We start from the raw sequence: 17,322 nt of genomic DNA on the forward strand, positions 1-17,322 counted from the left end.
CTAGAGCGCGAGGCGCTCCTGCACGACGGCCGCGAGACGCTCTGCGTAGGCCCGGGCCGACTCGGAGTCGGCGGCCTCGACCATCACGCGCACGAGCGGCTCGGTGCCGGACTTGCGCAGCAGCACGCGCCCGGTGTCGCCGAGCTCGGCCTCGACATCGCGCACCGCCTGCTGCACGACCTCGTCCTCGGCGACGCGATCCTTGTCGACGTCGCGGACGTTGATCAGCAGCTGCGGGTAGACCGTCATGACCGAAGCGAGCTCCGCGAGGGACTTGCCCTGTCGCGCCATCTCGGCCACCAGGTGGAGCCCGGTGAGCAGGCCGTCGCCCGTGGTCGCGTACTCGCTCATGATGACGTGGCCGGACTGCTCGCCGCCGAGCGCGTACCCGCCCTCGTTCATGTCCTCCAGCACGTAACGGTCGCCGACGGCCGTCTGGCGCACCGTGATGCCGTGCTCGCGCATCGCGACGTGCAGACCGAGGTTGCTCATGACCGTCGCGACGAGCGTGTCGTCGGTGAGGCGTCCGCGCTCCTTCATCGACAGGGCCAGGATCGCCATGATCTGATCGCCGTCCACGACGTTGCCCTGCGCGTCGACCGCGAGACAGCGATCAGCGTCGCCGTCGTGCGCGATGCCCACGTCGGCGCCGAGCCGGACGACGGCTTCGGCGAGGTTGTCGAGGTGCGTGGAGCCGACGCCGTCGTTGATGTTCCAGCCGTCGGGGTCGGCACCGATCACGGTGACCTCGGCGCCGGCGTCGCGGAACGTCTCGGGAGAGACTCCGGAGGCGGCACCATGGGCGCAGTCGAGCACGACGTGGACGCCCTCGAGACGGTGCGGCAGCGAGCCGAGCAGGTGGACGACGTAGCGGTCCTCCGCGTCGGAGAAACGGTCGATGCGACCGACGCCGGCGCCGGTCGGACGCAGCATCTCGCCGTGCATGGCCTCTTCGATGCGCTGCTCGACCACGTCGGGGAGCTTGCGGCCGCCGCGGGCGAAGATCTTGATCCCGTTGTCGGGCGCCGCGTTGTGCGATGCGGAGATCATCACGCCGAAGTCCGCATCGCGATCAGCGACGAGGAACGCCAGTGCGGGCGTCGGGATGACCCCTGCCTCGAGGACATCGACCCCCGAGGAGGCGAGGCCCGCGGCGACCGCAGCGGTCAGGAAGTGCCCGGAGACCCGCGGGTCACGGGCGACGACGGCGGTGAGTCGCTTGCCTTCGGCCTTGCGAGCCTCCGCCGTACGGCCCTGGCCCAGGACGACAGCAGTCGCCTGGGCCAGGGTGAGCGCCAGGTCGGCGGTGAGGATGCCATTGGCGAGTCCTCGCACGCCGTCCGTGCCAAAGATCGGCATCGGAGCAGTGGACCTTAACGCTTCGAGTACTGAGGCGCCTTACGGGCCTTCTTGAGTCCGGCCTTCTTGCGCTCCTTGACGCGGGCGTCGCGCGAGAGGAAGCCGGCCTTCTTCAGGGTCGGACGGTTGTTCTCCGCGTCGATGCCGTTGAGGGCACGCGCGATGCCGAGACGCAGGGCGCCGGCCTGGCCGGAGTCGCCACCACCCGAGATGCGGGCGATCACGTCGTAGGCACCGGCGAGGTTCAGCGCGGTGAACGGGTCGTTGATGAGCTGCTGGTGCAGCTTGTTCGGGAAGTAGTCCTCGAGCGTACGGCCGTTGACCGTGATGGTGCCCGAGCCGGGAACCAGACGCACGCGGGCGATGGCCTGCTTGCGACGGCCGACAGCGGCGCCGGGGACGCTCAGCACGGGGCGGGGAGCCGCCTCGACCGCGTCGGTCTCCGGGGTCGACGTCGAGAAGTTCTGGAGGTTTTCGGTGGAGTCCTGGATGTCAGCCACGAGTATGTCCTTAGTCTGTACGGCGCTTACTGGGCGACCTGGTCGAGGGTGTACGGCTGGGGCTGCTGCGCGGCGTGCGGGTGCTCGGCACCGACGTACACCTTCAGCTTCGACAGCTGCTGGCGGCCCAGGCTGTTCTTCGGAAGCATGCCGCGGATGGCCTTCTCCACAGCGCGGACCGGGTTCTTCTCGAGGAGCTCGGCGTAGCTGACAGCCTTGAGGCCGCCCGGGTAGCCGGAGTGGCGGTACGCCATCTTCTTCTGGAGCTTCTGACCCGTGAGCGCGACCTTCTCGGCGTTCACGATGATGACGAAGTCACCCGAGTCGATGTGGTTGGCGAAGGTCGGCTTGTGCTTGCCACGCAGGAGCGTCGCCGCGTGCGAAGCCAGACGGCCGAGAACGACGTCGGTGGCGTCGATGACGACCCAGTCGCGCTGGACTTCGCCAGCCTTGGGGGTGTAAGTGCGCGTCACGATAGTGCTGCTTTCTTGTCGAACGGAGGTGTTCGTGAATCCCACTCCGGGGTGGTTCTTCCCGATGGGGAGGAACACGCCAGTGGAGGGCTCACGTTCGGATGTGCATCTTCCCCGCAGGCAGGGAAGGGCACCAAAGAGTCAGCATACGCCACCGGAACGGCATTCCCAAACCGGCTCGGACCGGCGTCGTCAGTCCGGCCGGACGGTCACGAGGATCGGGCGGTGGTCGCTGGACCGCTGCGGCAGCGTGGTGATGCGCTCGATCTCGAAGCCGGACGAGGTCGCGAAGTCGTAGTGTCCGCGGAAGACGCGGTAGCGGGTGTAGGTGTGGTCGTCGCTGAGGGACAGGGCGTAGCCCTGGTCTCGGACCGCCTGCCCGAGATTCTCCTTGAACACGGGGTAGTTGTAGTCCCCCACCATGAGCTGCGGCAGCCCCTCGCCCAGCGTCGCGAGCTCGGCGAGCGCGGCGCGGATCTGGTGCCGGCGCAAGGAGTTCAGCGCGGTGAGGGGTGCGGCATGGAAGGACGCCACGATGAACTCTCCGCCATCGTCGATGTCGCGCAGGCGGGCGCCGAGGACCCGCTCGTGCGCGGGCTTGGCGATGCGATCGTGCAGCGACTTCTTCAGGCCGAGGGTGCGGATGCCGAGCAGACGGTAGGTGCTCTCGCGATAGAAGAGAGCGAGGCCGAGCCTGTTGCCCTGCGTCGCATCCGCCAGGACGAGACCGCCGATCCGATCCGGAAGCTCCGGGACGTCGCACTCCTGGAGGCAGAGGATGTCGGGATCATGCTCATCGACGAGCGCCGCGAGCTCGCCCGCGGCGCGGTGCTTGCGCAGGTTGTAGGAGATGACCTTCATGATCGTCCCCACGCTACCCGCCCCATCTGTGCCCCGGCTCCCGAGCCCGGCGTTCAGTCGCTCTCGCGGTCGCGTCGGGCCCTGGTCTGCTCGGCCCTGGCCGCCAGCAGCTCGTCGGCCGGATACCCGACCTCGGTGAGCGTGAGACCGCGGGCGGCGAGGACCTTGAACGCGCTCGTCCGCGTCAACGCATCGCGGAGCACGACGAGGTCGTCCACATCGAGCCGCCCCTCCCCCACGGCGGCGCACGCGCCGACCAGCGCCCGCACCATGCTGTGACAGAACGCGTCCGCCTTCACCTCGGCCACGAGCACGCCCTCCGCGTCCCGCTGCCACCGGTAGTCGAGCAGCGTACGGATGGTGGTGGCCTCCTCGCGCGGCTTGCAGTAGGCGGCGAAGTCGTGCAGACCGATGAGGGTCCGGGCGGCGGCGTCCATGGCCTCCGCATCCAGCCGGCCCCGGATGGTGGTGGTGTCGAGCCGTCGCAGCGGGTCGTACCCGGCGAGGTCGTCGGCGAGCCGGTAGCGATAGCGGCGCCAGACCGCGGAGAAGCGCGCGTCGAAGCCCTCGGGGGCGAGAGAGGAGCGGATGACCGTCACGTCGGGGTAGGCGCCGAGCACCCCACGCATCCGCGCGGCGATGCTGCCCGCCGGATCCTCGGCGGCGCGGCCGTGGCGCGCCTGGATCCGCGCCCACTGCGCCTCGTCGAGATCCACGTGCGCGACCTGTCCGCTCGCATGCACGCCGGCATCCGTGCGTCCGGCGACGACGAACCGCACCGCGGAGCCCACGATCCGGGCGAGAGCCGCCTCCAGCGCGCCCTGCACCGTGCGGAGCGTCGGCTGCGTCGCCCAGCCGCGGAAATGGGTACCGTCGTAGGCGATGTCGAGCCGGATGCGCACGAGGCCAGCCTAGGACAGCCTCGCGCGCACCCTGCGCCTCAGATGCCGCCGTCGACCGAGCGGATCATCGCGCCCGGGTCCTCGGGCACCATCACCTCGGTCTCGCGGTTCAGGCTCTCGCCCCGGAAGAACCGCTTCGACCGCGGGAAGAGGTACCAGAGGAACATCAGGACCAGACCGATCGCGAGCGACCCGATGCCGATCACGAACGTGCCGCCGATGCCGAAGAGCACGGTGTAGCCGTAGTCCACGTCCCACATGTCGATCGCCGACTGCACGAACGCCCCGGTCAGCAGCAGCGCCCCGAGCAGCGGGAAGATGCCCTTGAAGAACAGGTCGCGGGCCGAGCGGCGCAGGTCGGCGCGGAAGTACCAGACACAGGCGAAGCCGGTGATGGCGTAGTAGAACGCGATCGCGAGGCCCAGCGAGAGGATCGAGTCCTGGAGGATGTTGTCGCTGATCAGGGTCATGCCGACGTAGTAGAGGGAAGCCACCACGCCCATGACGATCGTCGAGAACGACGGTGTCTTGTAGACCGGGTGCACGTCCTTGAACTTCGCGGGGAGCGCTCGGTACACGCCCATCGCGAGCGTGCCGCGGGCCGTCGGGAGGATGGTGGTCTGGGTCGACGAGATCGCCGAGATGATGACCGCGACCACCAGCACCCAGCCGAACGGTCCGAGCAGGCCGTCCTTGATGGCCAGGAAGAAGTCGTCGGCGTTGGCCTCGTTGCCGAGCCCCGTGCCGTCCTCGCCGAGCCCGGCGTACATCATCGCGGCGATCGTCACCGCGACGTACGTCACCAGAAGGATGATGCAGGTGAGCACCGCGGCCCGGCCGGGGATGCGCTTCGGGTCCTTCGTCTCCTCGTTGAGGGCGAGGCAGGTGTCCCACCCCCAGTAGATGAAGAGCGCGAGGAGGATCGCCTCCGTGAAGCCCGACCAGTCGGTGAAGCCGAACGGGTTAAGCCACTCCCACGCGAACGGCGTGGCGTCGGGGGCGTCGCCCGTGAAGAACTGCCAGAGGGCGGCGACGATGAAGATCGCCAGCGCGAGGTACTGGATCGCGAGGAGCACGTTCTGGATGCGCTCGCCGATCTCGACGCCGCGCCAGCTCACCCAGGTCATCGCGGCGATGAACAGCACCGCCACCACGACGACCCGCCAGTCGTTGTTCTCGAGGTCCTGGCCGATCAGCGACCAGAAGTAGACGGAGGCGATCTGCGCGAGGTTTGCGAGCACGACCATGCCGGCGACCGCGACGCCCCAGCCGCCCATCCAGCCCACCCAGGGGCCAAAGGCCTTCGTGCCCCAGGTAAAGGTGGTGCCGCAGTCGGGGACGGCGTTGTTGAGCTCGCGGTACGCGAAGGCGATCAGCAGCATCGGCACGAAGGCGATGATGAAGGCGATCGGCGCCTGGGCGCCGACGGCGAGCACGACGAAGCCGAGCGTCGCGACGAGCGAGTAGACGGGGGCCGTGGAGGCGAGCCCGATGACGGTGGATCCCCACAGGCCGAGGGTGCCTGCAGCCAGGCCCTTGCCGTCGGGGCGTTCGAGGTGGATGGGCGTCGTTGCCATGTTCTGAACAGTACGGCCGGCCGCGGTATCCCGTCAATCTTTTTGTTCCGGCAACGGATTCCACGTGCCGCGTGAGGATACGCGAAGGATTCCGTGGATCAGTCGCGCCCGAGCATTCCATCGGCATGCGCCGCCACCCACTCCATCAGAGGCAGCATCCGCTCCATGAGGTCACGCCCCAGCGGGGTGAGGCTGTACTCGACGTGCGGCGGCACGGTCGGCAGCGATTCGCGGTGCACCAGGCCGTCGTCGGTGAGCGTGCGCAGGGTCGACGCGAGCATCTTCTCGCTGATCCCGTCGACCTCCCGACGCAGCTCGCCCCAGCGCCGCGTGCCGTCGGAGAGGCAGGAGAGCACCAGAACGCCCCACTTGCTCATGATGTGGTCCAGGACGACCCGCGTGCCGCACCCCTGATCGAAGAGAGCGGGCTGCGAGTCGCGGATCTGCGCAAAACTCACCGTCATGTGGGTACCTTACCGAAAAGTGGGTACCCGCCGAAAGGAATGCGCGGCTCGGGTGCGGGGGTTGTCCGGGGAGTCAGCTACGAAAGGACTCCCATGACCATCCTCGTCACCGGTTCGACCGGTCACCTCGGCCGCCTCATCGTCGCCGCCCTGCTCGAGCGCGGCATCGACCCACAGGCGATCCGCGCCGGCGCGCGCGACGTCGCCAAGGGTGCCGACCTCGGCGTGCCCGTCGTCCGTCTCGACTACACCGACCCGGCGTCGGTCGCGGCGGCGCTCGACGGCGTGGACACCGTCGTGCTCATCTCCGGCTCGGAGGTGGGCCAGCGCGTCGCGCAGCATCAGGCGGTGATCGAGGCCGCGAAGGACGCCGGCGTGTCGAAGTTCATCTACACGAGCGCTCCGAAGGCCAGCACGAGCTCGCTCGTCCTGGCCCCCGAGCACAAGGCGACCGAGGAGCTCATCGCAGCCGCGGGCCTGCCCGCGGTGATCCTTCGCAACAACTGGTACACCGAGAACTACGCCGCCGACCTCGCGCGCGCGGCCGAGACCGGCACCCTCAGCGCCGGCACCGGGGAGGGCCGCGTCGCCTCCGCCAACCGGAAGGACTACGCCGAGGCCGCGGCCGTCGTCGCCACCGAGGACGGCCACCTCGGTGCCGTCTACGAGCTCGGCGGGGACGTCGCGTGGACCTACGCCGATCTGGCCGCCGCGATGACAGCGGTCACCGGCCGCGAGGTCGCCTTCGTCCCGCTGTCCGCAGACGAGCAGCTCGCGGCGCTCCGTGCCGCCGGCCTCGATGAGGGCACCGCCGGGTTCGTCGTCGCCCTCGACGCCGGCATCCGCGACGGCGCCCTCGCGGACACCGACGGCACCCTCCGCCGCCTCATCGGCCGCCCGACGACGCCGCTCGTCGAGGGCCTCCGCGGCCTGGTCTGACCCGCGGAGCGCCGCCGTCACCGACGGCGGCGCTCCCCCGGCGCCGGCTCCACGGCGCTCTGCACGTAGGCGACGGTGAGCGTGATGCTGCCGCGGCGCAGGCCCTCGGCACGCAGCACCGCGTCCACGGCGTCACCGGCATGCCGCAGCGTCGCGACGCTGCGCACCCGCCCGTCGACGCCGATCGCCGCCTCCACCGCCACACCGTCCGCTCCGGCAGCGACGGCCACGATCGGTTCCGCTCCGCGCTCGTTCCCCCACACCGATGCGCCCGCACGCAGGAGGTGGGAGACGAGGGACCCCGATCGGTACACGCCGCGCACCCCGGAGCAGGCGCGCAGCGCCGCCTCGATCCGGAGCGCGAGACCCGCGCGCTCCTCCTTCGACAGCTGGGCGCCGGTCATCATGCCCCCTCCCTGACGTCGGTGATCGCGACATCGATCGCCGCGACCTGCAGGTCGGTATGACGACGCAGCCGGTCCTCCACCTCTGCGCGCAGGCGGTCGGCGACGCGGCGGAGCGGGTCGCCGAGGCGCACGCTCACGTCGATCGCCACGCGTACGGGCGCTCCGGGCTCGGTGACGTCGCCGTCCAGCCGGCACCGGCCGACCAGCACGCCGGGCACAGCCTCCTCAGCGGCACGGATCAGTCCGCGGACAGCGCCCTCGGTGATGGCCAGGTCCACGTCCGGATCGTCGTCGGCGAAGGGGATGCGGCGTCCCGCCTGGGCGTCCATCGCGATGCCGCTGAGGATCCGGTCCACCCAGCTCTCGTCCGCGGGCGGTGCGGACGCCGCTTCCTCGTCCATCAGCGCGGTCCCGAGACCCCGCAGTCTCTCCAGGGCGTCGAGGGCGAGCTGGCACCCCGGAGACTCCTCGATCGCAGGGTTCCTCGGGGTGCGTCCGGCCTCCAGGTAGTCGCTGAGGTCGTCGATCGTGTACCCGTCCAGGTCGGCGGGCTCCAGGCCGAGGCGGCGCAGCCGATCGTCCTCGTGGTGCTCGGTCATCGCCACCCCTCCATCCGTGTGATCAGGAATCGTCTCGCGCGGGACAGCAGTCCGCGCACCGTGCTGACGGGGATGCCGAGCTCCTCGGCGATCTCGTCGTAGCTGTAGCCGCCGAGTTCGCGCAGCACCCAGCACTCGCGCTGGGCCTCCGGGAGCTCACGCAGAGCGGCACCGAGGGCCGCCACGCCCGCTCGCGCCTCGACGACCGCATCAGGCGTGGTCTGCGGCGGTGCCGGACGATCGAGCTCGTCCACGTCGAGGGCGGGCCGCGTACGGCGCAGGAAATCCACCGCCTTGCGACTCACGATCCGCATGAGCCAGCTCTTGACCTTCGCCGGATCCTCCAGCTCGCCGAACCGCTGCCATGCGGTCACGAACGCGTCCTGCACGATGTCGTCGACCTCCGCCGACGCGTTGAGCATCCGCTGCGTGTACGCCCGCATCATCGGGGTGTACCTGCGTACGAGCACCGCGAACGCGGCGACGTCCCCATCCATCGCACGACCGGCGACGATGCGGTCCCCGGCCTGCTCCAGCGCCTCGCCCCAGCGATCGGCTGCCATTCCCCCACCCCTCGTTCACGGTTCACCAGCCGTTCGGCGCCCACGCCGGATCGGATCGAGACGACCCGACGCGCGCGGGCGGAGGAGACGCCCCTCCGGGCGTCTCCTCCCCTTCCGTCACTTGGTGAACGTGTCCTTGACATCCTCGGCCGCGTTCCTGACGTCGCCCTTGGCCTGCTCGGCCTTGCCCTCGGCGACGAGCTTGTCGTTGTTGGTGACCTCGCCGACGACCTCCTTGGCCTTGCCGGCCACCTTCTCGGCTGCGGCCTTGATCTTGTCCTCCGCGCTCATGGCGCCTCCTTTCCTCACACGACCCCGACGGTCGGGGTCGACGTCCGTGCGGCCTTCCGCTCGTGCGGTGCCGTCGTCTGCGTGGCCGCGAGCGAGCGGCGCATCCGCTGCCGCGACCGGAAGAGCTCTCGCCACCCGCGGTCGGCGATGTGCACGACGAGCGGCATCCGCGTCCCCGTGACGGCGTCCCACTCCTGCACGACGGCGTCGGCGGCGGCGAGCACCTGCCCCAGGGCCGCGCCGGGGCGCGGCGTCACCACGAGACCGAGGGCGATGTCGCGACCGACCTTCCGGCTCGTCACCCGGGCGGCCAGCACGTCCGCTCGATCGGCGAGGGGGCTTGCGAGCAGCTGCTCTGCCACACTCCGGTCGACGGTGGTGGTGCCGCCCTCACCGGCGAGCCGGAGAAGGGTGCGCTCCCGCCGCGGCCTGCGGGTGAGCAGGAACGCGAGGAGGAGGACGACGAGCAGCACCGCGGCGGCGAGCCCCGCGAGCGCCCACAGCGGCACGAAGCCGGCGCCCGGGATCTCGAGACCCCAGGCCCCCGACCACGCCACGACACCGTCGGCCTGGGCGAGCACATCCTCGGCGGGGGCCGGAAGCGCCCCCGCGCCCCGCAGTCCCGCAGCGAGGAGGACGACGCCCCCGGCCAGGAGCATCGCGGCTCCTCCGACGAGGACGATCCGGTTCGCGACGGTCCCTGCCGACGTCATGCGATCACCCCTTCCGGTGCCACCTGCACTCGCGGCGAGAGCCGGAACCCGGCCTCGTCCAGAACGCGCCCCGCCGCGTCCTCCGCGGCAGCCGGATCCACCGGCACACCGCTCGTCGGCGTGACCCGGATCAGAACCGTGCGACGCCCCACGGTCACGCTCGTCTGTCCGCGCGGCACTCCGAGCCGGCGTGCGACGCCGTCCGCGACGGCGTCGGCGAGCACGCCGTCGTCGATCACGAGCGCCGCCCGCGCGTCGAGACGCGTGCGGCGGGCACGACGACCGGGCAGCACCGCTGCTCCGAGCAGGAGCAGGGCGAGCGCGACGAGCACGGCGCCCGCCGTGAGCAGCGCCGGCGCCGTGTGCGCGATCGCGGCGACGGATGCGAACCACGCCCGCACCTGCGTGCGGAACCCCTCGTCGAGGGACCCGCCGACTGTGCCGCCCAGGAGAACGAGGAGGAGCACCGTCAGCACCACGGCGAGCGCGATAGCCGGGCCCCGGCGGGTCGCCCTCGCCTCTCGACGCAGCAGCCGCCGCGCCGTCGCTGTGTTCGCCGTCATCTCACTCTCCTCTGCATCTCCCGTCGGACGCCGCGGAAGCGCACATCCACCGCTCCCACGCGTCGCCCTGCCAGGTCGCGCATTCCCTGCACCACGGCGTCGCGGACGGCGTCCGCCCGTGCGCTCACGGGGTCGGTGCCCTGACGAGTCAGCACGACCGGAACCTCCACGGACACCCTCAGGTCGCCGCGGCGGTCCGCGAGCTGCACGCTCACGTCTCCGGCGCCGACCCGCGTGGCATCCCGGACGATTCCGACCGCGAGCCGGTGCAGCGCCCGGGCCTCGACGACCGTGGCCCCCGCCACGGTCGTCGGCCCGCCCGTCTGCATGACGCTCATGAGGACGATCGCCGCCCGCGCACCACGTCGGCGAGCGCCCGCACGTCCAGGCGACCGTCGACGATGCGGCCGACGACGGCGCCGACGAGCATCGCGAGGGTGACGAGCAGGAACGCCCAGAACCCCCAGACGATCCAGGTCAGCGCGAGCACCGTCGCCGCAGCTCCGCCGATCACCGAGGCGTTCACTGGACTCGCGCCTCCGGTGCCTCGTCGTCGTCGTCGGACGGGATGTGCACGTCATTGACGGTCACGTTCACCTCGGCGACCTCCATGCCCACCAGCTCCACCATGGCCCGGTGGATCGCGGCCCGCACCTGGTCGGCCACCTTCTGCAGGGACACCGGGTACTCCGCCACGATCGTCACGTCGACGGCCACCTGCGTCTCGCCCACCTCGACGCTGATCCCCTGCGCGAGGTCGGTCGTGTTGAGGGCGTCGCGGATCGCGCCCATCATGCGTGCGGCGCCACCGCCGAGTGCGTAGACGCCGTCGACCTCCCGCGCCGCGATGCCGGCGATCTTCGCGACCACCGCATCCTCGATCGTGGTCTTCCCCGCCGCCCCCTGCGACGTCGGAACGACCTGAGCCTTGGGCTGGGTGCCCCCAGTCACGTTCGCCATCTCGAGCTCCTTCATCCGTGTGACCACGCGGTTCCCGCGCGGGCCGTGTTCTCACGACACCACTAAGACGGTCGGGGAGCACAGAATGTCACAAACTTCTCCGAACGAGTTTCGGTTCGCCTTTCGGCGGCGACTCTCAGTGCACTCTAAGGTTGAGAGTGCAAAGTTGCACTTTATGGAGAACAGTGCAGAATCCACCCGCGAACAGCGCAAGCGGCGGACCACGCGCGCCCTCACCGAGGCCGCGCGCCGCCTGACCACCGAGCGGGGCTTCGCCGGCTTCACGGTCGAGGAGCTGTGCGCCGACGCCGGCGTCTCCCGGCGCACGTTCTTCAACTACTTCGAGAGCAAGGAGAACGCCGTCTTCGGGTTCGCCGTCATCGACTCCCGCCAGGAGGAGCTCGAAGCGGTCTTCCTCGAGCGCGACGGCGATCTCCTGGACGACTTCGTGCAGCTCACCGTCGAGCGCTTCGCCCTCTTCGACCCCATCGAGCACGCCGCGGAACTGTTCGCCGTCATCGAACAGGAGCCGCGACTGCTGCGCGCGGCGTTCGAGCAGCAGGAGAAGCACGAGCGGCGCGACATCGCCCTCGTCGCCCGCCGCATCGACACGGGGCCCGACGCGGAGCTGCGCGCGGAGGTGCTCGTCCACTCCGTCGGCGCGCTCGTGCGCCTGTGCATGGAGCAGCTGCTGCACCACCACTCCACCGAACCGTTCGCCGACCTCATCGCCCGCCGGCTGCGCCTCGCGCGCGACCTCTACTCCTCTTCAGAGAAAGACCACTGATGTCCGCCACCGCCACCGCGGATGCGCCCTTCCTCCTCACGAAGCGCCGCATCTGGATCATCTTCAGCGCCCTGATCGCGGGCATGCTGCTCGCGAGCCTCGACCAGACCATCGTGTCGACGGCGATGCCCACCATCGTCGGCCAGCTCGGCGGTGTCGACCATCAGGTCTGGATCACCACCGCGTACCTGCTCGCCACCACCATCGTCATGCCCATCTACGGCAAGTTCGGCGACGTGCTGGGCAGGCGGTCGCTCTTCCTCGTCGCGATCGCCCTGTTCACGCTCGCATCAGTCGGCTGCGCGTTCGCGACGGACTTCTGGATGTTCGTCGTCTTCCGCGCCCTCCAGGGTCTCGGCGGCGGCGGACTCATGATCCTCTCGCAGGCGATCATCGCCGACATCGTGCCGGCCAACGAGCGCGGCAAGTACATGGGCCCGCTCGGTGCGGTGTTCGGCCTCTCCGCGGTCGCCGGACCGCTCCTCGGCGGCTTCTTCGTCGACCACATGACCTGGCAGTGGGCGTTCTACATCAACATCCCGGTCGGCATCGCCGCGTTCCTCATCGCCCTCGTGGCCCTGAAGCTCCCCAGCAAGAAGGCGGAGAAGCCGATCGACGTCCTCGGCGTGCTCTTCCTGTCCGCCGCCACGACCTGCCTCATCTTCTTCACCGACTTCGGCGGCGACGCCGCGTTCGGCTGGGATTCCCTCGCGACCTGGGCCTGGGGCGCCGGCCTCGTGGTGTCGGCGACGGCGTTCGTCATCACCGAGTCGCGCGTGCAGGACCCGATCATCCCGCTCAGCCTCTTCCGCAACCCGATCTTCGTCAACGCCACCGCCATCGGCCTCGTCCTCGGCATCGGCATGTTCGCGGCGATCGGCTTCGTCCCGACGTTCCTGCAGATGTCGTCCGGCACATCCGCCGCCGCGTCCGGGCTGCTGATGATCCCAATGATGGTGGGCCTGATGGGGACCTCGATCTTCTCCGGCATCGCGATCTCGAAGACCGGGAAGTACAAGATCTACCCGGTCCTCGGCACCATCATCACCGGCATCGCGATGGTCGCCATGACCACCCTGTCGGCGGAAACGCCGATCTGGCTGATCTGCGCGTTCCTGTTCGTCTTCGGCGCCGGGCTCGGCCTCATCATGCAGGTCGTCGTACTCGTCGTGCAGAACGCCGTCCCGGCGGGCGAGATCGGCACCGCCACGAGCACGAACAACTACTTCCGCGAGGTCGGTGCCTCGCTGGGGACCGCGGTGTTCGGCACGATCTTCACGACGCGGCTGACCGAGAACCTCCTCGGTGTGTTCGCCGGCGCCGGGGCATCCCCGGAGGCCGCGTCCGAGGCCGCATCCACGATCGACCCCGCCACGTTGAACAGCCTCCCGGACGAGGTGCGCGACGGCATCGTCACCGCCTACGCGGATGCCCTCGCCCCGGTGTTCTGGTACCTCGTGCCCTTCATCGCCCTCGCGCTCATCCTGTCGCTGTTCCTCAAGCAGATCCCGCTGTCGGATCAGGCCGGACTCGTGGCCCGCGGTGAGGCGATCAGCGGCGAGGAGGCGGAGCGTCTGGAGGCGGAGCTCCGCACGGCCGGGCGCGTCGATGCCGGACGCACGGACGCCGAGCCGGGAGAGACCGGCTCGGCGCCCACAGGCAGGTAGCCCGCGCTAGGGGAGGTCGGCGACGTCGATGTCGTCGTCGTCCTCCCCGCCGCCCGTCGCCGGAAGCTCGTCGGGTTCGGGGTCGTGATCGGTGGTGACGAAGTCGGGGTCGACGCCGATGGCCTCGATCTCCTCCTGGTCGTCCTGGCTGTTCGACGTGTCGGACATGGCGCCTCCTGACGTTGGGGATCCGGACGGCCAGTCTGGGCGGGCCGGCTACCGGGACCGAGGGGGTTGACAAGGCGGGTCGAGGCCCGGCGCCCGACCGGCGGCTACGGAACCGGCCGACCGAGGTCTCGTGCGGATGATCGTCGTCCGCGGTCGGCGCTACAGCGCGCGTCACGCCGCACGCCAGACGGCGTGGGTGCCGACCGCCGCGATCGCGAACACCAGCACGGCCACCCGGTGGGCATCGCCGACGGCCAGGGCCGCGTCGGAGGCACCGATGAGATCGTCGGCCACGCCGGCCACCGTCGTCCGGGATACGGCGGCATCGTCCATCTCGGCCACACCGTCCGCGAGCCATCCCCTGACGAGTCGAAGGGCGGTCGGCCCGAGTTCGACCCCGAGAGGGACAGCAGGACAGCTCAGCACGTCGGCGACGGTCACGCCGTGCCGCAGCAGCCCGCCGAGCGCCCCGGCGAGGGCGCCGGTCAGCAACGCGCGCCCGTAGCCTTCGGCGACCAGCACGTCCCAGGACTCCTGCGGCGCGAGCGTCTCGAGCCCGAGGCAATGACCGCGCCCGTCCGCGACGGCTTCCTCCAGGGCTCGGCGGGCGTCCCGGAACACGATGCTCGTACGGCGATCGGGTGCAGACACGGCAGACCTCGTCCCTCGATGCCCGCCATCTCGGAGCCGGCTGTGGGGCCGACGCGTCACACACTCTAGGACGCTCCGCGCAGGGTGAGGACGGTATCCCGGCACGGAGGTCGGAGACGACGAACCGGGCATCCGAGCGGGCGCTGCGCGACCTCCTCAAACCGGGTCAGCGACGCCTCCGCTTCACGAGTGGGAGCGACAGTCGACACCGCCAGATCCTCTCCCGCATGTGCGCTCCGACGTCCGCGTGTCCGTGTGGCTCGTCAGGCAGCGGTCGCGCCGAGCGGCGATCGATCGCAGAGACGATCCGCCTGCGGGGAACGACAAAACCCCCGGAAGGTTCCGGGGGTTTCATTCTGTAGCAGGAGCGGGGCTTGAACCCGCGACCTCACGATTATGAGTCGTGCGCTCTCACCAACTGAGCTACCCTGCCGCACGGCATCCGCATCGCAGATGCGAACTCCGAGCCCCGAGTCAGGATTGAACTGACGACCCCTTCCTTACCATGGAAGTGCTCTGCCACTGAGCTATCGGGGCGTGCTGCCCCTCGCGGGGCAACCACACGAGAATACCATCCCTGTGGCGTCCTCATGAAATCGAGACGGTCACTCCTCCGAGGTGAGCGACGTGCGTCCGGCGTTCTTGTTGAGCCACGGCATCGGGTCGATGGTCGTCCCGTTGACGATGAGCTCGAAGTGCAGGTGCGCACCGTAGGAGCGGCCGGTGTTGCCGGTCTTGCCCACGATGTCGCCGACCTTGACGGTGTCGCCAGCCTTGACCTGCAGCGAGCCGTACTGCATGTGCGAGTAGTGGCTCGTGATGACCGACCCGTCGATGACGTGGTCGATGTACACCGTGACGCCGTAGGCGCCACCCTGCTCGGTCGCGATGCGGACGGTGCCGTCGGCGATGGCCTGGATGGGCGCACCGTTGCCGGGGACGAAGTCGATGCCCTCGTGCAGGCGCCCGCTGCGCATGCCGTAGCCGTAGCTCATGCCGACGCCCACGAGGAACGGCCACTGGATGGCGGCATCCGGGTCGTTCGTGAAGATGTCACCGGAGTAGTTGATGCCCTGCTCGGCGGCGACCTCGACGAGCGAGACCGTGCTGAAGTTGTCGGCGCGGGAGAGCGGCTCGTTCTGTACGCCGGACGGCGCGACGAAAGCCTGGATCTCATCCTCCGCCGAGCTTGCCGCGTCGGCGGCGGCTGCACTGACGAGGGACGTCGAGGCGAGCGATCCGCCCTGGGCGGCCGCGACGGCCTCCGCGGGCAGGGTCATGGATACGGCCAGGAGCCCGGCGAGTCCCATCGCGCCGACAGTGGCGCCCGCGGCGAGGGTCTTGCGGATGCGGCGCGTGCGGCGAGGGCCGACGGCCGCGAGGCCTGCGGTGTCGATCTTCGGCGCGGCCTGCGATGCGGTGTTCGCGGCGAAGGCCGAACGCCGGGACGTCGACGCGGTCGGGATGGAGCCGGTGGTGCGGAAGGCGCGGGAAGCCCGCTCGAACGCGTCCCCCTCGGCATCGGCCTCGGCGACGAAGGGCTCGGACGCCGGCGCGATGTCCTCGACCGGGACCGCGTCGTCGGACTTCTCGACGATCTCGGCGACGACGGGCACCGCGGGGACATCGGCGATGGCGGGCGCAGCCGCGGCGATGAAGGGCTCCGCGGGTGCGACCGGGATCGGGGGCACCTCGGCCTGGCGCTGACGCGCAGCGCGACGGGATAGCGGGATGACAGCAGCGAGGGCGATCACGGTCTCCGCGTCAGCGAGGGGTGCCGTCGACCCGCTCGCCGAGGCCTCGGAGGCCGCAGTGCGAGGGCGGCTGGACCGGCGCGTGGGCGCAGCGGCAGCCTGGGGGTTCTCGAAGGGCAAAACTAGTCTCTCGGTCGTTCGTGATGCTCGGGGGCGCAATGACAACTCTCACCTTCGGGTGGTGAAAGTAACGATCGGGTAAACACTACCCCGATCCTCCTGTGAAAGCCATGGATCGGTCAGGGTTTTTCCTCATCGAGGATATCCCGGAGTCGGTCGTGCAGGGTCACGCCACCCGCGATCAGGAAGGGCCGCGGCGATTCCCGGTCGATCCGGCTCACGCGCCCACCCGCTTCCTGGACGAGCAGGGCACCCGCCGCGTGATCCCACGGCTTGAGCCCGCGTTCGAAGTATCCGTCCAGTCGGCCCGCCGCCACGTAAGCCAGGTCTAGAGCCGCCGATCCCATGCGGCGGAGGTCGCGCGCGATCGGCATCACCCGACGGACCGTCGCGAGGTCGCCGTCGTGGGTCGCCGGGTCGTAGCCGAATCCGGTCGCCAGGAGTGCACCGGCGTCGGTCGCCTCGGTCACCGCGAGCCGGACGCCGTCCGACCAGGCACCGTGGCCGCGCGCCGCCGTGAAGGTCTCCCCCACAGCGGGCGCGTGCACGGCGGCCGCCAGCGCCTCCCAGGCGTCGGGCTCCGCAGGACCGCTGACGGCCGCGATGCTCACGTTGTACGCCGGGATGCCGTAGGCGTAGTTCACCGTGCCGTCGATGGGGTCGACCACCCACGTGATGCCGCTGTCGCCGGCGGCCGCCCCTGACTCCTCACCGAGGAAGCCGTCCGCCGGCCGCGCCGCGCGCAGTCGCTCGCGGATGAGCGCCTCCACCTCGCGGTCGGCCTCGGTCACGATGTCGGCGAGGGTCGACTTGGTCGCGGCGAGCCGGACGCCCTCACGGCGTCGGGCTCGGGCGAGCGCACCGGCCTCTTCGGCGATCTCGGCCGCGAGCGCGCGGAGCTCGAGAACGTCGGTCACGGCGCCGGGTGCGAGGGTGCGGGCGGCGGCGGCGGGAAGGCCGGGGGCTCGCCCTGGGTGGGCGACGCCGGCTGGGGCGGGGCCGGG

23 protein-coding genes and 2 tRNA genes are annotated in these 17,322 nt (G+C 70.3%); 3 read left to right on the top strand and 22 right to left on the bottom strand.

What is annotated here, in order from left to right:
• The 7 genes from glmM to B2W79_RS03800 all read right to left on the bottom strand — a co-directional run bounded on the left by glmM (position 1) and on the right by B2W79_RS03800 (position 6,136).
• Positions 1-1,359 carry a phosphoglucosamine mutase gene (glmM, locus tag B2W79_RS03770; protein ID WP_292787252.1) on the bottom strand — a complete coding sequence of 453 codons (1,359 nt, stop codon included), beginning with the start codon at positions 1,357-1,359 and terminating at the stop codon, positions 1-3.
• A 14-nt stretch (positions 1,360-1,373) separates the two neighbouring features.
• Positions 1,374-1,859, bottom strand: a complete 486-nt coding sequence (gene rpsI, locus B2W79_RS03775; RefSeq protein WP_025104384.1) for a 30S ribosomal protein S9 — start codon at positions 1,857-1,859, stop codon at positions 1,374-1,376.
• Positions 1,860-1,885: 26 nt separating this feature from the next.
• Complete coding sequence (rplM, locus tag B2W79_RS03780; RefSeq protein WP_071327520.1) at positions 1,886-2,332, bottom strand: 50S ribosomal protein L13; 447 nt, start codon at positions 2,330-2,332, stop codon at positions 1,886-1,888.
• 192 nt (positions 2,333-2,524) lie between these two features.
• A complete protein-coding gene (locus B2W79_RS03785) occupies positions 2,525-3,193 on the bottom strand; it encodes an endonuclease/exonuclease/phosphatase family protein (RefSeq protein WP_071327521.1) in 669 nt (222 codons plus the stop codon).
• 53 nt (positions 3,194-3,246) lie between these two features.
• Entirely contained in the window at positions 3,247-4,095 is an 849-nt protein-coding gene (truA, locus tag B2W79_RS03790) for a tRNA pseudouridine(38-40) synthase TruA (RefSeq protein ID WP_071327522.1), read from the bottom strand.
• A gap of 38 nt (positions 4,096-4,133) precedes the next feature.
• Positions 4,134-5,672, bottom strand: coding sequence for an APC family permease (locus B2W79_RS03795; protein ID WP_071327523.1), 1,539 nt, complete (start codon positions 5,670-5,672; stop codon positions 4,134-4,136).
• A 98-nt stretch (positions 5,673-5,770) separates the two neighbouring features.
• A complete protein-coding gene (locus tag B2W79_RS03800; RefSeq protein ID WP_071327524.1) occupies positions 5,771-6,136 on the bottom strand; it encodes a winged helix-turn-helix transcriptional regulator in 366 nt (121 codons plus the stop codon).
• Between the two features lie 93 nt (positions 6,137-6,229).
• Here B2W79_RS03800 and B2W79_RS03805 point away from each other — a divergent pair, with 93 nt between their 5' ends.
• Positions 6,230-7,075 carry an SDR family oxidoreductase gene (locus B2W79_RS03805; RefSeq protein ID WP_292787264.1) on the top strand — a complete coding sequence of 282 codons (846 nt, stop codon included), beginning with the start codon at positions 6,230-6,232 and terminating at the stop codon, positions 7,073-7,075.
• 17 nt (positions 7,076-7,092) lie between these two features.
• On the opposite strand, the gene B2W79_RS03810 is transcribed toward B2W79_RS03805, so the two are convergent.
• The 9 genes from B2W79_RS03810 to B2W79_RS03850 form a co-directional block, all read right to left on the bottom strand.
• Complete coding sequence (locus tag B2W79_RS03810; protein WP_292787267.1) at positions 7,093-7,482, bottom strand: hypothetical protein; 390 nt, start codon at positions 7,480-7,482, stop codon at positions 7,093-7,095.
• Complete coding sequence (locus B2W79_RS03815; RefSeq protein WP_071328045.1) at positions 7,479-8,081, bottom strand: Asp23/Gls24 family envelope stress response protein; 603 nt, start codon at positions 8,079-8,081, stop codon at positions 7,479-7,481. The genes B2W79_RS03810 and B2W79_RS03815 overlap by 4 nt, the downstream gene beginning before the upstream one ends.
• Positions 8,078-8,644 carry an RNA polymerase sigma factor gene (locus tag B2W79_RS03820; protein WP_071327526.1) on the bottom strand — a complete coding sequence of 189 codons (567 nt, stop codon included), beginning with the start codon at positions 8,642-8,644 and terminating at the stop codon, positions 8,078-8,080. Before B2W79_RS03820 ends, B2W79_RS03815 begins: the two co-directional genes overlap by 4 nt.
• 117 nt (positions 8,645-8,761) lie before the next feature.
• Positions 8,762-8,935, bottom strand: coding sequence for a CsbD family protein (locus B2W79_RS03825; protein WP_025104394.1), 174 nt, complete (start codon positions 8,933-8,935; stop codon positions 8,762-8,764).
• 14 nt (positions 8,936-8,949) lie between these two features.
• A complete protein-coding gene (locus B2W79_RS03830; protein WP_071327528.1) occupies positions 8,950-9,648 on the bottom strand; it encodes a hypothetical protein in 699 nt (232 codons plus the stop codon).
• A complete protein-coding gene (locus B2W79_RS03835) occupies positions 9,645-10,211 on the bottom strand; it encodes a hypothetical protein (RefSeq protein WP_292787273.1) in 567 nt (188 codons plus the stop codon). Before B2W79_RS03835 ends, B2W79_RS03830 begins: the two co-directional genes overlap by 4 nt.
• Positions 10,208-10,549 (bottom strand): hypothetical protein, encoded by a 342-nt coding sequence (locus B2W79_RS03840; protein ID WP_292787276.1) that lies wholly within the window; start codon positions 10,547-10,549, stop codon positions 10,208-10,210. The genes B2W79_RS03835 and B2W79_RS03840 overlap by 4 nt, the downstream gene beginning before the upstream one ends.
• Positions 10,546-10,737, bottom strand: coding sequence for a DUF2273 domain-containing protein (locus tag B2W79_RS03845; protein ID WP_025104398.1), 192 nt, complete (start codon positions 10,735-10,737; stop codon positions 10,546-10,548). The genes B2W79_RS03840 and B2W79_RS03845 overlap by 4 nt, the downstream gene beginning before the upstream one ends.
• On the bottom strand, positions 10,734-11,171 hold the full coding sequence (locus tag B2W79_RS03850) for an Asp23/Gls24 family envelope stress response protein (RefSeq protein WP_292787280.1): 438 nt from the start codon (positions 11,169-11,171) through the stop codon (positions 10,734-10,736). Before B2W79_RS03850 ends, B2W79_RS03845 begins: the two co-directional genes overlap by 4 nt.
• A gap of 175 nt (positions 11,172-11,346) precedes the next feature.
• Between B2W79_RS03850 and B2W79_RS03855 the strand changes: the two genes are divergently transcribed.
• Together B2W79_RS03855 and B2W79_RS03860 are read left to right on the top strand one after the other, a co-directional pair.
• Positions 11,347-11,958, top strand: coding sequence for a TetR family transcriptional regulator (locus B2W79_RS03855; RefSeq protein WP_292787283.1), 612 nt, complete (start codon positions 11,347-11,349; stop codon positions 11,956-11,958).
• Positions 11,958-13,625, top strand: coding sequence for an MDR family MFS transporter (locus B2W79_RS03860; protein WP_292787286.1), 1,668 nt, complete (start codon positions 11,958-11,960; stop codon positions 13,623-13,625). Before B2W79_RS03855 ends, B2W79_RS03860 begins: the two co-directional genes overlap by 1 nt.
• Before the next feature lie 6 nt (positions 13,626-13,631).
• On the opposite strand, the gene B2W79_RS03865 is transcribed toward B2W79_RS03860, so the two are convergent.
• The 6 genes from B2W79_RS03865 to B2W79_RS03890 all read right to left on the bottom strand — a co-directional run bounded on the left by B2W79_RS03865 (position 13,632) and on the right by B2W79_RS03890 (position 17,235).
• Entirely contained in the window at positions 13,632-13,793 is a 162-nt protein-coding gene (locus tag B2W79_RS03865; RefSeq protein WP_177173776.1) for a hypothetical protein, read from the bottom strand.
• Positions 13,794-13,964: 171 nt separating this feature from the next.
• On the bottom strand, positions 13,965-14,444 hold the full coding sequence (locus B2W79_RS03870) for a hypothetical protein (protein ID WP_143049217.1): 480 nt from the start codon (positions 14,442-14,444) through the stop codon (positions 13,965-13,967).
• Positions 14,445-14,803: 359 nt separating this feature from the next.
• Positions 14,804-14,877: transfer RNA gene (locus B2W79_RS03875), tRNA-Met, on the bottom strand.
• Between the two features lie 32 nt (positions 14,878-14,909).
• Positions 14,910-14,981, bottom strand: a tRNA-Thr gene (locus tag B2W79_RS03880).
• Positions 14,982-15,049: 68 nt separating this feature from the next.
• Positions 15,050-16,198, bottom strand: coding sequence for a M23 family metallopeptidase (locus B2W79_RS03885; RefSeq protein WP_256209339.1), 1,149 nt, complete (start codon positions 16,196-16,198; stop codon positions 15,050-15,052).
• A 239-nt stretch (positions 16,199-16,437) separates the two neighbouring features.
• Complete coding sequence (locus B2W79_RS03890; RefSeq protein ID WP_071327542.1) at positions 16,438-17,235, bottom strand: inositol monophosphatase family protein; 798 nt, start codon at positions 17,233-17,235, stop codon at positions 16,438-16,440.
• Positions 17,236-17,322 lie beyond the last annotated feature (87 nt).

The organism is Microbacterium sp. UBA7513 (assembly GCF_002478345.1).
Lineage (GTDB): Bacteria > Actinomycetota > Actinomycetes > Actinomycetales > Microbacteriaceae > Microbacterium.

Coding starts and splice junctions, on each gene's coding strand:
- B2W79_RS03805 (WP_292787264.1), top strand. CDS start 6,230: ATGACCATCCTCGTCACCGGTTCGACCGGTCACCTCGGCCGCCTCATC.
- B2W79_RS03785 (WP_071327521.1), bottom strand. CDS start 3,193: ATGAAGGTCATCTCCTACAACCTGCGCAAGCACCGCGCCGCGGGCGAG.
- B2W79_RS03820 (WP_071327526.1), bottom strand. CDS start 8,644: ATGGCAGCCGATCGCTGGGGCGAGGCGCTGGAGCAGGCCGGGGACCGC.
- B2W79_RS03800 (WP_071327524.1), bottom strand. CDS start 6,136: ATGACGGTGAGTTTTGCGCAGATCCGCGACTCGCAGCCCGCTCTCTTC.
- B2W79_RS03830 (WP_071327528.1), bottom strand. CDS start 9,648: ATGACGTCGGCAGGGACCGTCGCGAACCGGATCGTCCTCGTCGGAGGA.
- B2W79_RS03850 (WP_292787280.1), bottom strand. CDS start 11,171: ATGGCGAACGTGACTGGGGGCACCCAGCCCAAGGCTCAGGTCGTTCCG.
- B2W79_RS03835 (WP_292787273.1), bottom strand. CDS start 10,211: ATGACGGCGAACACAGCGACGGCGCGGCGGCTGCTGCGTCGAGAGGCG.
- B2W79_RS03815 (WP_071328045.1), bottom strand. CDS start 8,081: ATGACCGAGCACCACGAGGACGATCGGCTGCGCCGCCTCGGCCTGGAG.
- B2W79_RS03840 (WP_292787276.1), bottom strand. CDS start 10,549: ATGAGCGTCATGCAGACGGGCGGGCCGACGACCGTGGCGGGGGCCACG.
- B2W79_RS03810 (WP_292787267.1), bottom strand. CDS start 7,482: ATGATGACCGGCGCCCAGCTGTCGAAGGAGGAGCGCGCGGGTCTCGCG.
- B2W79_RS03825 (WP_025104394.1), bottom strand. CDS start 8,935: ATGAGCGCGGAGGACAAGATCAAGGCCGCAGCCGAGAAGGTGGCCGGC.
- B2W79_RS03795 (WP_071327523.1), bottom strand. CDS start 5,672: ATGGCAACGACGCCCATCCACCTCGAACGCCCCGACGGCAAGGGCCTG.
- B2W79_RS03855 (WP_292787283.1), top strand. CDS start 11,347: ATGGAGAACAGTGCAGAATCCACCCGCGAACAGCGCAAGCGGCGGACC.
- glmM (WP_292787252.1), bottom strand. CDS start 1,359: ATGCCGATCTTTGGCACGGACGGCGTGCGAGGACTCGCCAATGGCATC.
- B2W79_RS03865 (WP_177173776.1), bottom strand. CDS start 13,793: ATGTCCGACACGTCGAACAGCCAGGACGACCAGGAGGAGATCGAGGCC.
- B2W79_RS03860 (WP_292787286.1), top strand. CDS start 11,958: ATGTCCGCCACCGCCACCGCGGATGCGCCCTTCCTCCTCACGAAGCGC.